14 protein-coding genes and 2 pseudogenes are annotated in these 19,642 nt (G+C 57.2%); 10 read left to right on the top strand and 6 right to left on the bottom strand.

The genetic code is table 11. The annotated features are described in order from the left end of the window. The first annotated feature begins 5 nt into the window (after window positions 1–5). Together TRM7557_RS09930 and TRM7557_RS09935 are read left to right on the top strand one after the other, a co-directional pair. On the top strand, window positions 6–524 hold the full coding sequence (locus TRM7557_RS09930; protein ID WP_058290072.1) for a twin-arginine translocation pathway signal: 519 nt from the start codon (window positions 6–8) through the stop codon (window positions 522–524). A gap of 12 nt (window positions 525–536) precedes the next feature. Continuing rightward, window positions 537–2,108, top strand: a complete 1,572-nt coding sequence (locus TRM7557_RS09935) for a GMC family oxidoreductase (protein WP_058290073.1) — start codon at window positions 537–539, stop codon at window positions 2,106–2,108. Window positions 2,109–2,385: 277 nt separating this feature from the next. Here the strand turns inward: TRM7557_RS09935 and TRM7557_RS09940 are convergent. Next, window positions 2,386–2,613: pseudogene (locus TRM7557_RS09940) on the bottom strand (transposase); the annotation flags it as partial. A gap of 66 nt (window positions 2,614–2,679) precedes the next feature. On the opposite strand from TRM7557_RS09940, the pseudogene TRM7557_RS19610 reads away from it, so the two are divergent. Beyond that, a pseudogene (locus TRM7557_RS19610) lies at window positions 2,680–2,841 on the top strand (cupin domain-containing protein); the annotation flags it as partial. Between the two features lie 27 nt (window positions 2,842–2,868). On the opposite strand, the gene TRM7557_RS09945 reads toward TRM7557_RS19610, so the two are convergent. Continuing rightward, window positions 2,869–3,735, bottom strand: a complete 867-nt coding sequence (locus TRM7557_RS09945) for an NAD-dependent epimerase/dehydratase family protein (RefSeq protein WP_058290075.1) — start codon at window positions 3,733–3,735, stop codon at window positions 2,869–2,871. 328 nt (window positions 3,736–4,063) lie between these two features. Between TRM7557_RS09945 and TRM7557_RS09950 the strand changes: the two genes are divergently transcribed. The 5 genes from TRM7557_RS09950 to TRM7557_RS09970 all read left to right on the top strand — a co-directional run bounded on the left by TRM7557_RS09950 (window position 4,064) and on the right by TRM7557_RS09970 (window position 9,063). Continuing rightward, window positions 4,064–4,408 (top strand): copper resistance CopC family protein, encoded by a 345-nt coding sequence (locus TRM7557_RS09950; RefSeq protein ID WP_058290076.1) that lies wholly within the window; start codon window positions 4,064–4,066, stop codon window positions 4,406–4,408. A gap of 2 nt (window positions 4,409–4,410) precedes the next feature. Next, window positions 4,411–5,325 carry a CopD family protein gene (locus TRM7557_RS09955; protein ID WP_058290077.1) on the top strand — a complete coding sequence of 305 codons (915 nt, stop codon included), beginning with the start codon at window positions 4,411–4,413 and terminating at the stop codon, window positions 5,323–5,325. Window positions 5,326–5,876: 551 nt separating this feature from the next. Further along, window positions 5,877–6,962: a TRAP transporter substrate-binding protein gene (locus TRM7557_RS09960; RefSeq protein WP_058290103.1), complete on the top strand. Its 1,086-nt coding sequence runs from the start codon at window positions 5,877–5,879 to the stop codon at window positions 6,960–6,962. 56 nt (window positions 6,963–7,018) lie between these two features. Then, on the top strand, window positions 7,019–7,516 hold the full coding sequence (locus TRM7557_RS09965) for a TRAP transporter small permease subunit (RefSeq protein ID WP_058290078.1): 498 nt from the start codon (window positions 7,019–7,021) through the stop codon (window positions 7,514–7,516). Further along, window positions 7,513–9,063: a TRAP transporter large permease gene (locus tag TRM7557_RS09970; protein WP_207382652.1), complete on the top strand. Its 1,551-nt coding sequence runs from the start codon at window positions 7,513–7,515 to the stop codon at window positions 9,061–9,063. Before TRM7557_RS09965 ends, TRM7557_RS09970 begins: the two co-directional genes overlap by 4 nt. Before the next feature lie 412 nt (window positions 9,064–9,475). On the opposite strand, the gene TRM7557_RS09980 is transcribed toward TRM7557_RS09970, so the two are convergent. Continuing rightward, complete coding sequence (locus TRM7557_RS09980; protein ID WP_235811454.1) at window positions 9,476–10,162, bottom strand: sugar transferase; 687 nt, start codon at window positions 10,160–10,162, stop codon at window positions 9,476–9,478. Window positions 10,163–10,957: 795 nt separating this feature from the next. Here TRM7557_RS09980 and TRM7557_RS09985 point away from each other — a divergent pair. Further along, window positions 10,958–13,183 carry a GumC family protein gene (locus TRM7557_RS09985; RefSeq protein ID WP_058290080.1) on the top strand — a complete coding sequence of 742 codons (2,226 nt, stop codon included), beginning with the start codon at window positions 10,958–10,960 and terminating at the stop codon, window positions 13,181–13,183. A gap of 33 nt (window positions 13,184–13,216) precedes the next feature. Beyond that, window positions 13,217–14,125 (top strand): glycosyltransferase family 2 protein, encoded by a 909-nt coding sequence (locus tag TRM7557_RS09990; RefSeq protein WP_058290081.1) that lies wholly within the window; start codon window positions 13,217–13,219, stop codon window positions 14,123–14,125. 10 nt (window positions 14,126–14,135) lie between these two features. Here the strand turns inward: TRM7557_RS09990 and TRM7557_RS09995 are convergent, their stop codons facing one another. From TRM7557_RS09995 to TRM7557_RS10005, 3 genes are all read right to left on the bottom strand, one after another. Continuing rightward, window positions 14,136–16,961, bottom strand: coding sequence for a S8 family serine peptidase (locus TRM7557_RS09995; RefSeq protein WP_082626586.1), 2,826 nt, complete (start codon window positions 16,959–16,961; stop codon window positions 14,136–14,138). A 382-nt stretch (window positions 16,962–17,343) separates the two neighbouring features. Beyond that, window positions 17,344–18,477 (bottom strand): glycosyltransferase, encoded by a 1,134-nt coding sequence (locus TRM7557_RS10000; protein WP_058290083.1) that lies wholly within the window; start codon window positions 18,475–18,477, stop codon window positions 17,344–17,346. Further along, entirely contained in the window at window positions 18,474–19,637 is a 1,164-nt protein-coding gene (locus tag TRM7557_RS10005) for a glycosyltransferase family 4 protein (RefSeq protein WP_058290084.1), read from the bottom strand. The genes TRM7557_RS10000 and TRM7557_RS10005 overlap by 4 nt, the downstream gene beginning before the upstream one ends. Window positions 19,638–19,642: the final 5 nt, after the last annotated feature.

Genomic DNA, 19,642 nt, shown 5'->3' on the forward strand with positions numbered 1-19,642 from the left:
AAAGAATGACACAGACATTAAAAGGTCTGTCGCGGCGTGCGTTGCTTCAGCGGGCCACAGCCGCCAGCGCAACATTCGTGGTCGGAACCGGGTTTCTGGCCGCACCGGACGCCGCATGGGCCATTGAAACCACGGCCCTAAAGCCGGAAACCATGGCGACGCTGGTGCAAATGGCGCGGGACATTTACCCGCATGACCAGATTGGCGACGAACATTATGTGACCGCTGTCAAAGGCTATGACACCACAGAGGCCGCCGAAGGGATCGAGGCCGGGATTGCCAAGCTCAATGCCGCGGCGCAGGCCGCAGGCCATGACAGTTATCTAGGCATGGGATGGGAACGCGACCGCGTCGATGTGCTGCGCGGCATGGAAGACGACCCCTTTTTCCAGCAGATCCGGGGCGGTCTTGTCACTGGGCTTTACAACAACAAAGCGGTTTGGCCGATCTTTGGCTACGAAGGCGAAAGCTTTTCCAAAGGCGGCTACATCGACCGCGGTTTCAACGACATCAACTGGATCTGAAGGAGCGAAGTCATGTCTGCACCATTTGACCTGAACGACGACTCCGTGGTGGTCGTCATCGGAACCGGCGCCGGCGGCGGCGTTGTGGCAAGCGAGCTTGCCAAGAAAGGCGTCAGCGTTGTGGCGCTAGAAGCGGGCGGGCGGCATCTGCCCGAGGATTTTGTCAATGACGAATGGGACAGCTTTGGCCAGCTGGCCTGGCTCGATGCCCGCACCACATCGGGCGACTGGCGTGTGGCCAAGGATTTCAGCGGCCTGCCTGCCTGGATTGTGAAATCTGTCGGTGGCACCACGCAGCACTGGGCCGGCGCATCCCTGCGCTTTCAGGACCATGAGTGGAAGGCGCTCAGCACCTATGGCGCGGTGGAAGGCGCCACCCTTCTGGACTGGCCGATTGACGCAGCTGAGATGGCACCGTGGTACGCAAAGGCCGAAGACAAACTGCAAGTCACCCGCACCAATGGCCGTCCAGGCCTGCCGGGCAACAACAACTATTCCGTCTTTGAAGCCGGTGCGAAGGCGATGGGGTACAGCGACGTTCACACCGGCCGGATGGCGATCGCCTCGGACGAGGGCTCCGACCGGATCACCTGTCAGCAGACGGGGTTCTGTTTCCAAGGCTGCAAATGGGGCGCGAAATGGTCTGCGGGCTATCACGAGATCCCCGAAGGCGAAGCAACCGGCAATCTCGAGGTGCGCCCGCAGGCCCATGTGGCGCGGATCCTGCACAATGATGCTGGCAAGGTCACGGGCGTCGAATATTTTGACGCGGACGGCAATTTGCAGATGCAGAAAGCGCGTCTGGTCTGTCTGGCGGGGAATTCCTTTGAAAGCCCGCGTCTGCTGCTGAACTCGGCGTCCTCAATGTTCCCGAATGGGCTTGCCAACTCTGCCGATCACGTCGGACGTCACTACATGCGGCACATGACCGGATCGGTCTATGCGGTGTTCGACCAGCCGGTGAAGTTCTGGCGCGGCACAACGATGGCCGGAATTATCACCGATGAATCCCGCCACGACCCGTCGCGCGGTTTCGTCGGGGGTTACGAGATGGAGACGCTGGCGCTTGGCCTGCCCTTCATGGCGGCCTTCCTGGATCCGGGCGCTTGGGGGCGCGAATTCACCTCAGCGCTGGATCAATATGAGAACATGGCCGGCATGTGGCTGGTGGGCGAAGACATGCCGCAGGCAACCAACCGTGTCACGCTCAACACGGATGTTCAGGACCAATGGGGCCTGCCGGTGCCCAATGTGCATTTTGATGATCATCCCAATGACATTGCCATGCGCAACCATGCTTATGCGCAGGGGCAGGCGATCTATGACGCGGTGGGGGCGACGCGCACCTTCCCAACGCCGCCATATCCGTCGACCCACAACCTTGGCACCAACCGGATGTCAGAAAACCCCGAAGATGGTGTTGTGAACAAATGGGGTCAGACCCATGACATTGCGAACCTGTTCATCTCGGATGGGTCGCAGTTCACCACCGGTGCGGCAGAGAACCCCACTCTGACCATTGTCGCGCTGGCCATTCGCCAAGCCGACCACATCGCAGGCGAAATGGCCGCAGGCAATCTCTGAACCACCCTCCTGCGCCTGTTTTCGGGCGCAGGACATCTCCTACCAACGCCGTACGGCTCAAATCGAAGCCGACCTACCCCTGAAAGAAGGGCTTCGGGTCAAAAATTGATTTCAGATCCACTACATAGGTCATCCCTACTCATTGCTCCCTTACCTCTCGGGGCAGCAAGTGCGCCACAGCATCCCGCTTCGCGCCGGGCGTCACCACTTTCGCGAGGCGACATCCTTCAACATCGCATTCATCATTGTTCTCGAACCAATGGCGCACAATGGCTCATTCCAGCATTTGCTCCGCCAATAACTTCTTCAGCTTCGCATTCTCGTCCTCAAGCGTCTTGAGCTTTCGGGCATCCGACACTGCGAGGCCACCATACTTCGCTTTCCACTTGTAGAATGTCGCCGAGCTGATCCCATGCTCACGGCACACATCTGCTGTCGCCACGCCGCTCTCCTGCTGCTTCAGGATCGCAATGATCTGCTCATCGTTAAAACGTGATCTCTTCATTCTGTTCGTCTCCTTCGTTAGGAAGAACTCTACCCAAAATCGGAGGAGAAAACGGGGCTCAGGTCAATGTTGGAAGGCGAGGTCAATTACCGCCATGGCGCGGAGATCTATGCGCTCCGACCCGGCGACACGCTGTTCTTTGATGCCGACGCGCCGCATGGGCCGGAAGATCTGGTCAAACTCCCGGCCCGCTACCTTTCCGTCATCAGCTACCCGCAAAACTCCTGAACGGCGTCCCTGCGACAGGATTTGCTGTCAATCCCGCGTCACACCCAAAACGCGCTGCCAGGTGTGCTCTGCTTCAAACCCAAGCAACCGCTTGGCTTTTTCACTGCTCAAAGGGGAGTCATGGCCGCCAAACTCCGGCGCGATCTCTGCGGTCGGGAAATGCGTCGCAAGAAGCTCCCGGCTTGGCTGTGACATCAGCGTGTCGGGCGCAGCAACGGTAAACACCTCGGCGCCATCCAGATCCGCCTCCAGCGACAAACGCACCACCCGCGCCGCGTCTCGGCTGTCGATATAGCTCCACAGATTGAACCGGCGGCTGCCTGTATCCGCCCAATATCCCGGAATTTTCTGAAAGCTGGCCTCCGCCGTCTCGTCATCATAAAGCACATTGGACAAACGCAGCCCAACAATAGTCATCCCATACAGCGCGGCCATCTGTTCAGCGAGATCCTCAGAGATCACCTTGGACAGTGCATAGCCGTTCTGAGGCTGTTTGATGCTGGCCTCGGTCAGGGGGATGGACTGTGGTGCGCTCGTTTCAAAAGGAAAGCCAAAGATCGTCTCGGACGACGCCCAGACCACCCGCTTGATCCCGCGCGCCTGCGCCGCGTTGAACACATTAAACAGCGCAAGGGTGTTGTTCTCAAACCGGTCCGCGGCCCCAAAGTGATCATTGTCCGGGTTTGGGTTGCCGCCAAAATGCACAACCGCATCAATCCCTTCGAGCGCCTTAAAAACGGCCCTGTAGTCGGTTAGGTCAACCTCAACAAACGGGCAGAGCGTTTCTTTTGGTGCCCGAATATCCAAATTGACGCACGCATAATTATTGGCAATGAGGTCCAGAATGACCGCATGCCCACCCCCGCCGCTGCCACCGGTTACTGCAATTTTCATGGTATCAAAGCTCTCATCTTCCGGGCCTTTTACTTGGCGCTCTAAACGCACGGCCGCATGGCCGACCCTGTCGCCAATATAAAGATAAAGGGGCCAGAACCCAGATCGCCAACCCGCAGGAAAGCGCCGATCCAGTCGCCTTTTGATGTAAACACCTCAGACGCGTCACGCACAGCCACAGCGACACTTGTGTCGGGTATCGCGCCTGCAGGCCCTCAGGGGCGCTCTGTTTGACGGTGCATTCGCAGGGACATGGTCGATACGATTGATTATAGTCGCTCCAGCCAACACCTAAACCGAAGATGCGGGGGATCATGACCTTGAAAAAATTGCCTTTCTCGCCGTCTGTGCAACGCTTGTCTCGGGTGTCTCATCTGGTGTCTTCGCGCATGCCCGTGTCGACAGTTCGGTGCCCGCACAGAAAGCCGTGATCGCCGAAGCCCCAGCTGAGGTCAGCTTCACGTTTACCAATGAAATTCGCCTGACGCGGGTCGACATGACCCACGCAGATGCAGCGGCGGTGCCGCTCGATCTTGGTGGCCAAAACAGCTTTGCCCGCAGTTTTTCGCTGCCGCTGCACAACATGGGTCCGGGGACCTATCACATTGAATGGCGCGGGTTGGCCAAAGACGGTCATGCCATGCGAGGCGACCTCGTCTTTACGGTCAAGTGAACATGCCCGACATCTGGGGGCTGGCGGCGATACTGGCAAAATTCGTTCTTTATGTTGCGGCGTTTGGGACGGCGGGCCTTGTGATCGTCCGGATTGTGTTTGCCGCCGCAACTGCGCCTCTGGCCAAACGCATTCAAAAGCAAACGCTTGGTTTGGCCGTGCTGACGCTGTTGGCCTCGGTTTTGGGCTTTGCGCTGCGCGGGGCGGCGCTGACCGGTGGGGCAGATGGGATGACAGACCCTGAAATGCTGGCCCTGTTGTGGCAAACACCTGTCGGAGAGGCCCTTGCGCTGCGGCTGTGGGGGGCGGCTCTGATTGTGGCCGGCCTCTGCATCCCCCGCAAAGGCCAAAGCACCGCCCAATGGATCGCCCAGGGGATCGCCCAATGGATAGCACAGGGGATCGTTCTGGCCGGTGCCCTGCTTGTCTTGGGGTCGTTTACGCAGATCGGTCATATACGTGGTCTTGATCAGGTCGGCGCGTCCATTCTCTTGTGGCTGCATCTCATCGGCATTGCCCTCTGGATCGGTGTTCTGCCGCCACTGCATTATCTGTCCCGCAAACCGGAACACCTTGGTGAAGCTGCCCATCTTGGGCACCGTTTTGGTCAGATTGCCGTGATTGCTGTACCAGCTCTGCTTATGGCAGGGCTGGTGATGGGATGGATGCTGATCGGCAGCCTCGCAGGTTTGATCCAAACCACCTATGGCGCTGTCCTGCTGATCAAGGTCGCCCTCGTCGCGGTGCTGCTGGGGCTGGCCGCCGCCAACAAACTCCGCTTTGTACCGGCTATGCTCGGGGGCGATACGGGCGCCGCAGGTCATCTGGCGCGGTCCATCGAGATCGAAACAGCGGTTGTTCTGCTGGTTCTGGCCATCACAGCCACGCTAACCAGTGTTCTCAGTTTGCCCGGGTGAGGCCACGCGCGCATTTGCGGCGGCAGCGACGGCCCGGTTGCCTCGCTGGCTCTGTGTCCTTAGCGGATATTTGCAGCCCCTCCAGACCGTATCCCCCAAGATCTGCTTAATCTCTACGCATCGCCACGCCGCCTTTTGGCCAGTGATCTTTTTCCCAGAACCACCATTTGCTCTTTATTTCATAAGCTTACGCAAACCCTCAGACCGCCGTGCCCCGCAGCGTCAGCTGACCGGGTGCATTTTGCCACTCTTGCGCGTTGACAGATTATGTATGCACAAAATAGCATTATATCAGTCGTAAAGGGGTGATCAGAACAATCCGCTCGGACACATGCTGCCATTTCAGCCCCTTGTGACGGGGGCTCAGGCGGCCTTTCTGCGGGCTGTCATGGCCATACAACAGGAAGCGGTTTCAACGCTTCATCCGGCCCAAAGATACTCCGATGCGCGTTGAAAACGATGGGGGCATCGCCACGCGCCAAATGCGCACAAGACGCATGGGCTGGCCGTGGGTCAAAGCCCTCATCCGCATCCAGCAAGGGAGAGACTGCATGGATAGACGTAACTTCATGAAGGCCGGGGTGTTGGGCGCTGCTGCGACACCTCTTGCGACACCCGCAATTGCACAGGACGTGCAGCAATGGAAACTGGTGACCGCCTGGCCCAAAAATCTTCCGGGGCCCGGTGTTGCCGCACAGATGCTGGCCGACCGGATCACCGCCCTTTCTGGGGGGCGCATTGAGGTGAAACTCTATGCGGCGGGTGAACTGGTGCCCGGTCGCGGCGTATTTGACGCGGTGAGCGAAGGCACCGCAGAGCTTTACCATGCGGTGCCCGCCTATTGGGGCTCGAAATCGAAAGGCATCTTGTTGTTTGGCTCGCAACCCTTTGGCCTTGGGGCCGCCGAACAGATCGGCTGGATGTACCATGGCGGGGGGCAGGCGCTGTATGATGAAATGTACGGACGTTTTGGCATCAAGCCCTTCCTGTGCGGCAACTCTGGCCCGCAGTGGGGCGGCTGGTTCCGCAGTGAAATCAACTCGGTCGAGGATCTGAAGGGGCTGAAATTCCGCACCGCAGGTCTGGCTTCCGAGATGTGCTCCAAACTGGGCATGGCGGTCGAGGCCATGAGCGGCCCGGCCATGTTCCAAGCGCTGCAAACCGGCGCGCTGGATGCGGGCGAATTCATCGGCCCCTGGACCGACAGTGCGCTTGGCCTCCAGCAAGTGGCCAAGAACTACTACTGGCCCGGCGTCGGAGAGCCGTCTTCGGCCGAAGAATGCGGCGTCAACGCCAATGTGTTCAACGCCCTGCCCGATGATCTGAAACAGGCAGTGGCTTTGGCGTGTGAGAGCCTCTACAACCCGGTTTGGACGGAATACACCACCAAACACGCCGCCTCATTGAAGAAACTGGTGGCAGAAGACGGCGTTCAGGTCAGAATGTTCCCGCAAGAGGTCATCGATGCAATGGGTGCAGCCGCCGCCGAGGTGATCGAGGACCTCCGCAATGACGAAGATGCTCTGGTCAAACAGATCACCGAAAGCTTCGTCGCCTATCGTGACAGCGTGGGGGGCTATATGACCTATGCGGACAATGGTCAGATGAACGCGCGGGCTCAGGTTCTGGGCTACTGAACCTCACTGGGCGCGCGGATCTTTTCGCGCGCCTGACAGGAGGCCGAGAACGGGCAATGACTCACATTTTGAACTTCGTTGACGCCATTAACCGCGGCGTTGCCAACGTGCTGCGGTGGTTTGTCGTGGCAATGGTGCTTGTGCAATTTGCAATTGTGATCGGCCGCTATGTCTTTGGAGTGAATTCCATCTGGGTGCAGGAAAGCGTCCTTTACCTGCATGCGGGGCTGTTCATGCTGGCTGCGGGCTACACCCTGCTGATCGACAAACATGTCCGTGTCGACATTTTCTATGCCAAGGTCCAACCCGAGATACGGCGGCGGATCGACATCTTTGGGCATTTGTTCCTGCTCTTCCCGTCGATGCTTGCGCTGCTGTGGTGGTCCTGGCCATCAGTGCGCAATTCCTGGAAGATCCTCGAAGGTCCCATGTCGGTTGGCGGAATAGAAGCGGTTTTCCTGCTGAAATCTCTTATCCCAGCATTTTGCAGTCTCCTGCTGCTCCAGTCTTTTGCGAGCCTGCTGCGGCTTTTCACCCACAAGGATGAGGCATGATCGAATACCTGGATGTGCTGATGTTCGCCGCGCTGATTGCCGCGGTCCTGTCTGGCTTTCCCGTGGCGTTCAGCATCGCCGGCGTCGCCGTGCTGTTTGCCTATTTCGGCTGGGCCATGGGCGCGATGGATATTTCGCTGCTTGGGGCCTTTGGCCAACGGGTGTTTGGCCTGATCTCGAACCAGGTGCTGATCGCCATTCCGCTTTTTGTCCTTATGGGGGCCCTGCTGGAGAAAAGCCGTATCGCAGAAGAGCTGCTGGTGACCATGGCGCGGGCCTTCGGCCAGTTGCGCGGCGGGCTTGGGATTGCTGTGATCCTGGTGGGCACCTTGCTGGCGGCTTCCACCGGTATTGTCGGTGCAACCGTTGTGGCAATGGGCATGATTGCCCTGCCAACTATGCTGCGGGCCGGATATGATCCCAAAGTTGCGTCCGGGATTGTCTGCACCGCTGGCACGCTGGGCCAGATCATCCCCCCGTCCACATTGCTGATTATCCTGGCCGACGTCATGTCCAACGCCTACCAGCAGGCGCAATATGAACAGGGCAAATTCTCCGTCGAGGCGCTCTCGGTCGGGCAGTTCTTTGCCGCCGCGCTGATCCCCGGCTTGGTTCTGGTGTCGCTTTACCTGACCTATGTGCTGGCCCGCGGCGTCCTGCGTCCGCAGGACATGCCCCCCGCAGACCAACGCGACGGCAGGCCCTCACTCACAGAAGTGCTCAGCGCCATCGCGCCGCCAGTTTTGCTGATCTTTGCGGTGCTTGGCTCCATCCTCGGCGGTCTTGCCACCCCGACAGAGGCGGCCTCGGTCGGCGCCATTGGGGCGCTTTTGATGACCGGTGTCAAACTCGGCCGCTATACCGGCATGATCTGCGCGGCCGCCATTGCCTTGCTGGTGCTGGCCGTTGCGGCTGGGGTCGCGCCCGTGCGTCTCCAGCGTGACGACCTGTCTGCTGGCGCTCAAATCCTGGGTGCGGTTTACATCGGCCTGGCGCTTGTGGGGCTGGTCGGCATCCTCGCCGCGCTGCGCAGCGCGCTGTCGCATAAGGTCCTGCACGACGCCGCCACCTCCACGCTGACCATGACCGCCATGATCTTTGCAACAATCCTGGCCGCAGGCATGTTCAGTCTGGTCTTTATCGGCCTCGGCGGAGAGGAGCGCGTCGCCCATTGGCTCGAGAACCTGCCCGGCGGGGCCACGGGCGCCCTGCTGGTGACCATGCTCATCGTCTTTGTGTTGGGCTTCTTCCTCGATTTCGTAGAGATTTCGGTGATCGTTCTGCCGCTGGTCGCGCCAACACTGATCCTCCTGGGGCATGACCCGATCTGGCTGGGCATCCTGTTGGCGATCAACCTGCAAACCTCCTTTCTGACCCCGCCCTTTGGCTTTTCGCTGTTCTACTTGCGCGGCGCAGCCCCGGCCGAGGTCACCACCGGCCACATCTATCGCGGCGTGACCCCCTTTATCGGCCTTCAGGCGATCGGCGTCTTGGCGGTATGGTTCTGGCCCGCCTTGGCAACATGGCTGCCAGCCGCAATGTTCTAAAGCCAGCGCGCGGCCCTTGGCATGCGCCCTGCGCCACGCCCGGACAATCAACGACACGCAGACCATCGCAAAAGCGTTCACCCCAATGGCAAGACCAGCACAAGCCGCTGCAAAAATTAACGATCTGGAAAGACTCGTGATATATGTGTAAATAATTAGGGAATTTATCAGTATAGCGACCTTACATGCCCAATCTGCCAACTCTCTTGCCAACCCTTTCAGCCTTCGCTGCGCTGGCAACCTATTTGGCAGCAGGTGAACTGTCTTGGTGGATGCTGGTCGCGGTTTTGGCAACGCCGCTCCTGATTGTAGCAGGTCTGGCCATTTACCACCTCGCCCTCGCGCTCAACAGCGATGAGGGCAAGCCAACGGGTGAACACACAAACCGAAAAAGTCTTTCGCGATTTGGCCCTTAGTAGGCGCCCTCTCGCTTGGTGACCACTTTCAGCGTCTTCAAGATGATTTTCAGATCTTGAGGAAAAGACCATGTGTCGATGTAAGTACGATCAATCGACACCCGCTCGTCAAAGCTCATGTTGTTTCGACCTGACACTTGCCACAAACCCGTAATCCCAGGGCGGACCGACGCGTAGCGCGGCTTAACGCTGCCGTAATCCTCGAATTCGTCCCGCGTCACGGGACGTGGCCCGACCACACTCATGTCTCCGAGCAACACATTAAAGAACTGTGGCAACTCATCGAGGCTTGTTGAACGCAAAAATGTGCCGATCACGGGGACAATGCGCGGATCATTCCGCAATTTGCGATCTCTGAGGAACTCTGCTCGGGCCTCCGGATCATTTGCGATCAGGTCTTGAAGCCGCTTGTCCGCATCCACAACCATGGTTCTGAACTTGATGCATCCAAATGGTTTCTCTCCATGGCCAATTCGCTGATGCACAAAGAAAACCGGGCCACGCCCCACAATTTTCAAGAGAAAACATATAACAATCATAAGGGGAGAAAGTGAAATCAACGCAAAGCTGGAAAACGCAATGTCGAACACACGTTTTAGAACCCCACCAACCGGCATGGCAAACCCATGCTCGTCGGTACACGCGCCGCTATTGACGGCTTTCACATTAGTGTCAAATCCCATAATGAATTCACCTTTTATCACGCACGACGCATCGCAAAAGTACCGCAATAAGACTGAAGTTAACCCGAGATTAGGCACAATTGAGGCCCAACAGACTGGCTACAAACAACATTCAATCTTTACCTGCACACACCTCTAGTTGCACTTCGCGACATTCAACGATTAAAGTTTGAGCAATATCTGTGAAATCATTAATAGGATGATTCCCATGAGATGAAAATTTATTTTGGCAAATTTACGATAATTTAAACCGGCTTTTGGACCTTCCCAAGCCGCACTCGCGCTGCGAAAACACACACAAACACACAACAAGATCCTGAACTATAAGACATAATTACACCCACACGGCGTACCCAAGACAAATAAAGCGCCTACATTCCTGTGGTGAAACATTAAGCGTGCGTCCTTTAACAGTAGCCATCACAAAACTATTAACGTTTCACATCTAACCCAAGTCGGCGCAAAAACACCCCAACCGTCGCAAAATACCAATACCGACCCGAGATCCGAAAACTAAACCCAAGATTGCGTCTAGATGTGCCGCCATCACGCCGGGCACCAACCTATGGGATCACATCAGACCAAGTCGCCCCTGCCAAAGATGCACAGAAAGTGATCACACCTGCGAACGAAAGTGAGATTTCGATGGAAATGAATCGTCAAATGGCAGTAGTTTCAAAGAGTGAATTTTAGACGCGCCCTTCAATACCCTCATAGGACGTATTGAATTGTAACACTTTTAAGTGGCACCCCCGTTTGGAGGACCTAGTTTTGAATAATTTAACGTCCAAACAGTTGGGGTCCACAACCGGCTACGCGCCCTCCTCTTCCGGCGCGCGCGACTCGGTGGACTATATCGATATTCACCGTGTTCTGCGTGGGCTCAGACGACGGATTTGGCTGCTGATTTTCGTGGCCATAGCGGCTGCGGGCGCATTTGCAGGGATCGCTTCGCTTCAGGAACCTCAATACGAATCCAGCGCAACGCTTATGCTGGACCCGCGCGAACAGCGCGCGTTGGGAAACCAAACCCAAGTGGTTCAGCACCTCAAGCTTACCAGTCCAATCGTCGACAGTGAGGTTGCTGTCCTCAGAGGGCAAAGCTTGCAAATGCGGGCTTTGGAACTGGTGCTTGGCGACCCGGAATTGGCGCGCCGCTATTATGCCATAGACCCGGCCCTGCAACCCCCTGGGCTTGTGGACCGACTGCAATCCATCGCAAGCAGCGCCTTGTCCCAACTATTTGGCTCCGCCGCAACCGCAGGACCGGAACCGATCGCTGAACCAAGGGACGAAAGCGCGGATTTGGATGGCAGGAAGAAACGGATCCTAGGGGTTCTTCGAAAGGGGCTCTCGGTGCATCGCATCGGAGAATCCTATGCGATCAACCTCCGCCAAGAGACGGCAGACCCCGAACTGTCAGCGACCTTCGCAAATGCGCTTGCAGCCGTCTACATCCAGGAACAGGTCGAAAATCGCCGCAAAACGATGGAAGAAGTCACCGGATGGTTGCAGGTTCAAGTGGATGCAAGCGGACGCGAACTGGAACGGGCAGAGGAGGCGGTGCGCGATTTTCGAGTTGCGGACTCTTGGAATTCCAAGGACGTCCTGCGCCAACAGCTTGATGAAATGAAAGTCCAGATTGCCGAGACCCGGGCGGATCAGGTGACCAAGCGGGCCTGGTTGCAGACCGTTGCAAGCCTCGCAGACGAAAACGAAATCATGGTTATCGCCCAGCAGCAGGGGTCGTCGTTGCTGCAGCAATTGCACAATGAGTTGGAGGCGCTTTTGCGCGAAGATGTGCGCCTGTCCTCCAGCCTGAGCGCCGACCACCCGGACCGCAGAAATCTGGCTGTCGAGATGGCCCGCCTGCGCGCAAATATCGACGATGCGGTTTTGTCCTACTCAGCGGGACTACAGAGCGAAGTTGAAGTGCTGCATTTGCGCGAAAAAGACCTCGAAGTTGAAATCGCAGCTATGGATCACAAGCTCGAGCAGCTGGAATTGACCGATATCAGCTTTCGACAGCTTGAACGCAAAGCGGATGCGGCACGGATCAGCTATGAAAACCTTCTTGCCCGATTGGGAGAAGCCCGCGCTCAGGTGACGTTTGAACGCGCCGAGGCAAAGGTGATTGATCCTGCAGAAATCTCACTGGTGCCATCGTCGCCAAAAGTGAAACTGATGGCCGCCTTTGGGGCCGCGCTCGGGTTGTCTGCGACCCTGATTTTCATTGTTCTGCGTGAATTTGTCAGCGCAGGGTTCACTCAGGCCAATGAATTGGAAAACCACTTCGCACTTCCTGTTTTGGGCAGCATCCCTCATGTCCGCATGAAGAAGCCCTTTGCTGTGATCGCAAAAATGAACATGGACCGCTTTTCACCTTTGGCGGAACGGGTGCGCCAAATTTCTGCGATCCTGGGTCAAAAAAACAAATCAGGTGACACCCTCACCATGGTGGTGATGTCGTCCCTTCCAGACGAAGGCAAGACCACAACAGCCATGGCAATGGCTTATACCTATGCAAGCTTCGACAAGCGCACGGTCCTTGTTGATCTGGACACACGTTGCGCAGAGGCCATGCCCGCGCTGACACAGGGGACGGGCCCGGATCTGTCCAGCTGGCTGGAAAAAGGCGGTGACCCGAGCGCCTGCACCTACCCGTCCCAGCAAGGCGACTTCTGGGTGATTGGCAATCGCAATGGCGCTGGCAATATGGTGCCACCGCCCAGCCGCGATGAAATCCGCGCCCTTCTCACAGAGCTATCAAAGAATTTCGACGTCATCGTTGTCGACGCGCCACCGCTTTTGGTTCTGTCGGACGGGCTCGCCATTGCCAAGGAAGTGGATCACATCCTGATGAACGTCCGCTACCGCAAGACGGCCAAACAAAGCGTCGCGACGGCTCTGGCCCTTCTGGAGAAGGTTGGCGAACGCCCCACGGGGCTCATTATGACCATGACGGATGCGAAGTCAGAGCCGCAAGCCTATGGCTATGGCTACAGCTACGGATATTCCTAGACCCCACGGACCCTTGTTTGATGAGTTTTTGAAATGACCTCAGTTGCATTGATCATTTGCTCCGTCGGTCGCCCAGACTGCCTGCGCGACCTTTTGCCATGGATTGCACGGCAAACATGCGCGCCTGACCGGGTGCTGTTTGTTGTCACCAAACCAGAGGACCTTCCCCCCGAAGACACCTTGCTGGAACATCTTCCGGACGCCGAAATTCTCTATTCACCTAAGGGTTTGCCACGACAGCGCAACTGCGGGCTTGAGGCCGTCTTGGACACCACGGACATCGTGGTCTTCATTGACGATGACTATCTGCCTGCAGGCCATGCACTGGCGGGGATCGTCAGCGCGTTTGAAAGCTTCCCACAGGCAAATGGGATCACCGGATTGCTGCTGGCGGATGGTATTCACTCACAAGGGCTCTCGGTTCCCGAGGCTGCAGCCCTTCTTGCGGAGCACGAAAAGGCCACGCAACAAGAACAAGCCGATTTTGAGGTGCTCGAACACAATTTGGTGGGGCTCTACGGTTGCAATATGGCCTATCGCACCCGTGCGATTGGGACCCTGCGCTTTGACGAAAGCCTCCCGCTCTATGGCTGGCAAGAAGATGTGGACTTCGCCGCCCGCCTGCCAGGCGAAAAGCTACGGACCAATGCGTTTTCTGGTGTGCATTGCGGCACGAAAGCCGGGCGCGAAACCAGCGGACATATGCTGGGATACAGTCAGGTTGTGAACCCAATCTACCTGAGCCGCAAAGGCTCGCTGCCCTGGCGGTTCTCTGCTCGTTTGGTGCTGCGAAATGTTCTGGCCAACCACGTGAAAATGTGGCGGCCAGAACCTTGGATTGACCGCGCGCAGCGCGCCCGAGGAAATTGGATCGCTGTGCGCGATATTCTCCTTGGGCGCGCCACCCCAATGCGCATTCTAGAAATGGCGAAACAGGGGTAAGCGGCTGGCGTCAGTTAAAGAGCGTGATGTCAGACAGCGTTTCAATTTCGGTCTGCGCAAGGAACGCAAAACGATCAAGGGTTCCATCGCCCAGGTCGATGCTGAGGTAGCTGCCATTCTTGACCTCCTCAAAGGTCAGAGCCGACGCGTCATAGCCGCCAAGATCGAGAACCAGACTGTCGGCCTGTTCGTCAAAATTAACGATGCGATCAATCACCCCTGTTTCATAAATCAGGTGCAGCTCATCTTCGCTGTCGTCATGCAACACATAACGATCAGCACCCGCGCCCCCATCAAGCACATTGGACGTCCCCTTTGACACAAGGATGTCGTCGCCCTCTCCGCCAATCAGCGTGTCCTCTTGGGTACCTGCGACCAGCCTGTCATTGCCAATGCCGCCCTCAAGAAGGTTATACCCCGACCCGCCATTCAACAGGTCCGCGCCGTCGCCGCCAAACAGCGAGTCGTTGCCGTTGTCGCCAAACAGTTTGTCGTCGCCTTCGCCCCCATAGATGGCATCATTCCCATCGTCGCCGCGCAGGGTGTCATTGCCAGCCAGCCCTTCAAGGGTGTCATCGAAATTGCCACCAACCAGTTTGTCCGCGCCTTGGCCACCAACAAATTGCGCGCCGCCCGTCGCGGGGGGCTCTGTCGGCTCTGGCTCAACCGGTTCGGGATCCGGCTCTGTCGGCTCTGGGTCGGTCGGTTCTGGCTCTGTCGGCTCCGGTTCCGTTGGGTCAGGCTCAACCGGCTCAGGATCAGTTGGTTCGGGATCAGTCGGCTCCGGCTCGACAGGCGCGTCTGGCTGTGAGGGTGCCTCAGCAAGCAGATCGTCCCAGCTCAGGTTCGCATCCGTAAATTCAAACCACTCAACGTCCAAGGCCGAGATCAGGCCACCCCCGTTTTGCCCCAGCCAGGCAAATTGCAGCAGGCCGGTGCTCAGGAATTGAATGCCGCTTACGCCCGCGAAGGCCCCATCCAGCACAACACGGTCTTCCCCGGCCCCGCCGATCAGAACGTCATCGCCGCCGGTTGCCAGCAAGACATCGTCGCCTCTGCCACCGTGCAGCTCGTTGTTGGCCGCCGATCCCGCCAACATATCATTCCCGTCGCCCCCAAAGGCGTTCTCGATACTGCCATCCGCAATGATCAGAGTTTCGTCGCCAATACTGCTTTGCTGCTGACCAGAGAGATCGACGCGCACATCCGCTGTCACCATTGCCAAATTCAGTGTATCGACGCCGCCATCGCTGTCGCTGACAGTCCGTCGCTGATCGCGCTCCTCTTCGGAATAGAGATCCGACAAGAAACTGTCGCTGTAGAAATAGCTGTCGTCTACTTCAGGGTCATTGCCATAAGCGGTAAAGGTCAACGACTTGAGATCCGCGGTCATGGGACCACTTTCATCGCGCAGCAATGCATTTGGGTTTCGGTTGATAATATCCACCGTCCAAATTCCCTGCGCGTTCTCGCCCATGATCGCACGGGTCGAGAAGGGGAAATTCGCAATCGAGCCACCGAAACCTTCGGCTTCAAAGTCATAGACGAGCTGGCTCACTGTGCCTTCCGGGCTGGTCAGGTACACTTCCAGATCATTGGAATGATACCAGCTCAAACGCAGTTCCAGCTGTGCGGCCTCCATTTCAATGTTTTCTTTGAACTCGAACTGCACTTGCAGCTGATCGGTTTCTCCGGCGGTCAATGTCAGATCGCTGAACGAAACCTTCTCGGTCCCCACGGCAAGGTTGTCCGTTGTTTGCTGCTTGTCCCAGGTTTCCGCAAGCCGCACGGCATCATGGACATTTAGATAGCCATAGCCAAAGGAGTCTGAGAAGTGCATCCCCCCGCCATTGAAGTTGCCCGCGCTGTTTATCACCCAACCCATGCCAAAATCATGGGCCGCCATCCCCAGCTTGTCGGCACGCGCCGAGAGGGCAAAGATCTCCTGTACGTCGCGAAAACCAAGCGCCGGGTTTGCCTCCAGGACCAGCGCCGCCGCAGCAGACACCATAGGTGCCGAAAATGAGGTGCCGGTGAAGCGATCGTAGCTGCCCTTTTTTGCAGACGACGACAAAATATCTTCGCCAGCCGCTGTCAGCAGCAAGTTCGCACCCAGCGAGGAAAAATCAGAGGCGTTGCCGTCAATGTCGACGGAGCCAACCGTAATGGCATAGGGCGAGTTCTGGAAACCGTGATAGTTTGAGGACTCTGTGGCGCCCTCGTTACCTGCCGCGAAAACAACAATTGTCCCCAGCCCGTCGCGGCCCTCGCTGACCGCATGGAAAAGACTGTCGTGTTCGTCGTTGCCGGGTCTCAGCACATCGGAAAAGGGATCGGTGAAATTCCAGCTGTTGTTGAGGACATCGACCTGATCGGCCATATAGAACCCGCGCGTCACAATAGAGCGCACATCCTCGGCAGAAAGGTCCATGGCATAGCTGGTGATTGTCGCCCCATGCGCGATCCCCATGGTGTCAAAGCCATTGTCTTTTTCAGCGGCGATCACACCTGCCACCGCAGTACCATGGTTGGACAAATAGGTATAAGTTTCCCAGTCGAGGTCTTCCTCGCCAGTGGCTAGGTCAATATCCAGACTGCTGTCATAATTGGCGATCAGATCGCGGTGGGTGCTTTGGATAAACGTATCCATCACACCAACCGTCACACCTTCGCCACTGTAATCTTCCCAGACGCTTTCAACGTCTATCGACATGGTAGAGAGCGACGGGCGGTCATAGAACCAAGCGCCTGAAGTATTCGGGTCTTTCGTGCCGGCCAACTCGATCTGTAGGAAGGACCCTACAGGATCATCAGGAAGGAGCGTTTTATCGGACATCGTTCACCTCAGAAATCAACCAAAGAGTGTCTCCAGCCAAGGAAGGACACTAAAGATGCGGCTATACGACTTCTGATTTGTGGCAGGATTGTGGTAGGTTTGCACCCCATTTCCTCAAGGAAACGGAGGCCTCCCCTTTTTCATTTATTTACAATAACTTAACTCATAACTTCGAGCCGAGTTTAATCGCCTCATTCGGCCAAAAATTATAGGCATTTACGGCATAAATTTAACCCATCTTTAAAACAGCTTAACAACTTGCATATATACGCCACCGATGGAATTTGTGGCAAATTCACAACCTTCGATTGCTCATCGTTTTTTCGCCAAACCGGTCTGGAAACAGGCCTCAACACGGGGAACATGTGCTGTTCTGGGGGCGCTAAGCGGTGATTTTTTCAAGACTGCGCCGAATGCCGTCCTGAAAATGCGACTCGCTGAACTTCCTTGCTTGGGCAACGCAATCCTGCGCGCCATTCTCTCCCAGACCTGAGGCCTCAAAACGCTCCACACAATCGATCAGCGCGTCGACGGTCTGCTCCTCAAAGAACAGGCCCGTCTTTGCATCGATCACCGTATCCAGGATACCTCCGCTGCCATAAGCAAGCACAGGACGGCCGGCTGCCATGGCCTCCACGGGTACGATTCCAAAGTCTTCTTCGCCCGGAAAAATCAACGCTTTGCAGCGGGCCATTTTTTCGCACAGCACGTCCCAGGATGCCTTGCCCAGAAAACGCGTATTTGGGCCTGCCAGCGGGCGCAAACGCTCGACTTCAGAACTTGGCCCACCAATAATTTCGAGCTTCCTGCCCAGCTTCGCAAACGCCTCGATCGCAAGATCTGGCCGTTTATACGGGGCAAGCTCGCCAACCCACAAATAATAGTCCCCAATATCGTCCGCCTCTGCTGGCGTGAACTGGTCAATGGCGACCGGCGGATGCACAACATCAGCCCCTCTGCGCCAGTATTTTTCGATCCGTTTTGCGACGAAATTTGAATTGGCAACAAATCCATCCACGCGGGCCGCGCTTGTCACGTCCCATTGGCGAAGCCGATGTGTCAGTTGCGGCATCATTAGCTTGGTCAGATGCCCCGCCCCTCCGCGATACACATGGTATTGATCCCAAAGATACCGCATGGGGGAATGGCAGTAGCAAAGATGCGGTGCGTTTGGGGGCGCAATAATGCCTTTGGCAGGCCCCGCCTCAGAAGAGATCACAAGATCATATTCCGACAGATCCAGCTCCTCCAGGGCCCGTGGCATCAGGGGCAGATACTTTTGATACATGCGCTTGGCAAAGGGCAGACGGCCAATGCGGCTCTCGACGATTTTATGTTTTGTCAATGTGGCCGACAGATTGCTCGGATCGACCACATGGGTATAGATGTCCGCGTTGGGAAACATCCGGCACAGGCTTTCCAGCACCTTCTCGCCGCCGCGCATCCCGACAAGCCAATAGTGAATAAGGGCCACGCGTCGCGTGTCTGTTGTTGCACTGTCGCCGATGTCTTTCACGAAAGTCTTCCCTTTGCTTGCTCCGCCCCAGTGCGCGACTGCTCAAAGGCAGCCTCGACAGCAGAAGCGGACTGAGTTTTGCGATGAAACCAAACCTCGAGATGCCCCAGAACACTCTGTGCGGCAGCTTCCCATGTCTGGGTGGCCGCCCGCGCTTGTCCGGCTTCCTCAAGATGATGTCGCAGTTCTGGTTCGGCGCGCAGCCGCAATAGCGCGTCGCTCCACACCGCAGGGCGATCGACCGGCAGCACAATCCCTGCGTTTCCAACCACCTCGGGCAGCGCCCCCCGTTTGGCAACAATCGGAACAGACCCCGCCTGCATCGCCTCCAACGCCGGAAGCCCAAACCCTTCCTCAAGCGAAGGCACAAGAGTTGCCAACGCGTTTTCATAAAGCCCGGCACGCTCGGCGTCGCTCACCCGCCCCGCAAAAACTATATTCTTTGGCAACACAAAGCCTGCCTGCTCAAAATCCTCCCGAGTGGTATTGCCGAACAAGACCAATGGGACCTCAGAAAGCGTTTGCTGCGCAAAGACCTTGAACAAAAAGTCCATGTTCTTATGCGGCATCAGGTTACCGACCCCGAGAGCATAGTCCTTGCAGCTCAGCCCCAGCCGGCGCGGGAAATCCCGGTCAATCTTTGCCGGCAGGGGTGAAATACCGTTGCAGGCGACGCCGTATTGATCTTTGTCACCAACCTTCTGCGCAAGCAGCTGATCCCGTGAATACACCGACGGGGTAAGGATAAAATTCCCCACTGCCGCCGCCCGATGCAACAGCAGCCGTCGCCACAGAACCGTTGCCCGTGAATAGCTCTGTGGCGTGGTGTAAACATGGGCGTCGTGCAGCAGCGTTACATACCCCCGGCCCAAGACCGGAACCGTGTTGAAAAAACCCGCCACGACCCCTTTGCCGGACAGCTTGGGCAGCTCTGTCTGCTCCCAGCGGATGCCGTCATGGCGTCCCAGAACCTGATAGGCGACGCCAAGGCCCGCCGCCGCCTGCATCTGCGCAGAAGGCACAACCAGACGAACGTCCCAATCGCTCTCTGCCCGGCACAGGGCCAAGGACAGATCGCGCGCAACCATATTCACGGCCGTGGGCGCTCCACCCAGAAAGCGGCCGTTGATGTAAAGACGTCGCATGGTCCGAAATGTCATTCCAG

It is taken from the genome of Tritonibacter multivorans, from assembly GCF_001458415.1.
Lineage (GTDB): Bacteria > Pseudomonadota > Alphaproteobacteria > Rhodobacterales > Rhodobacteraceae > Epibacterium > Epibacterium multivorans.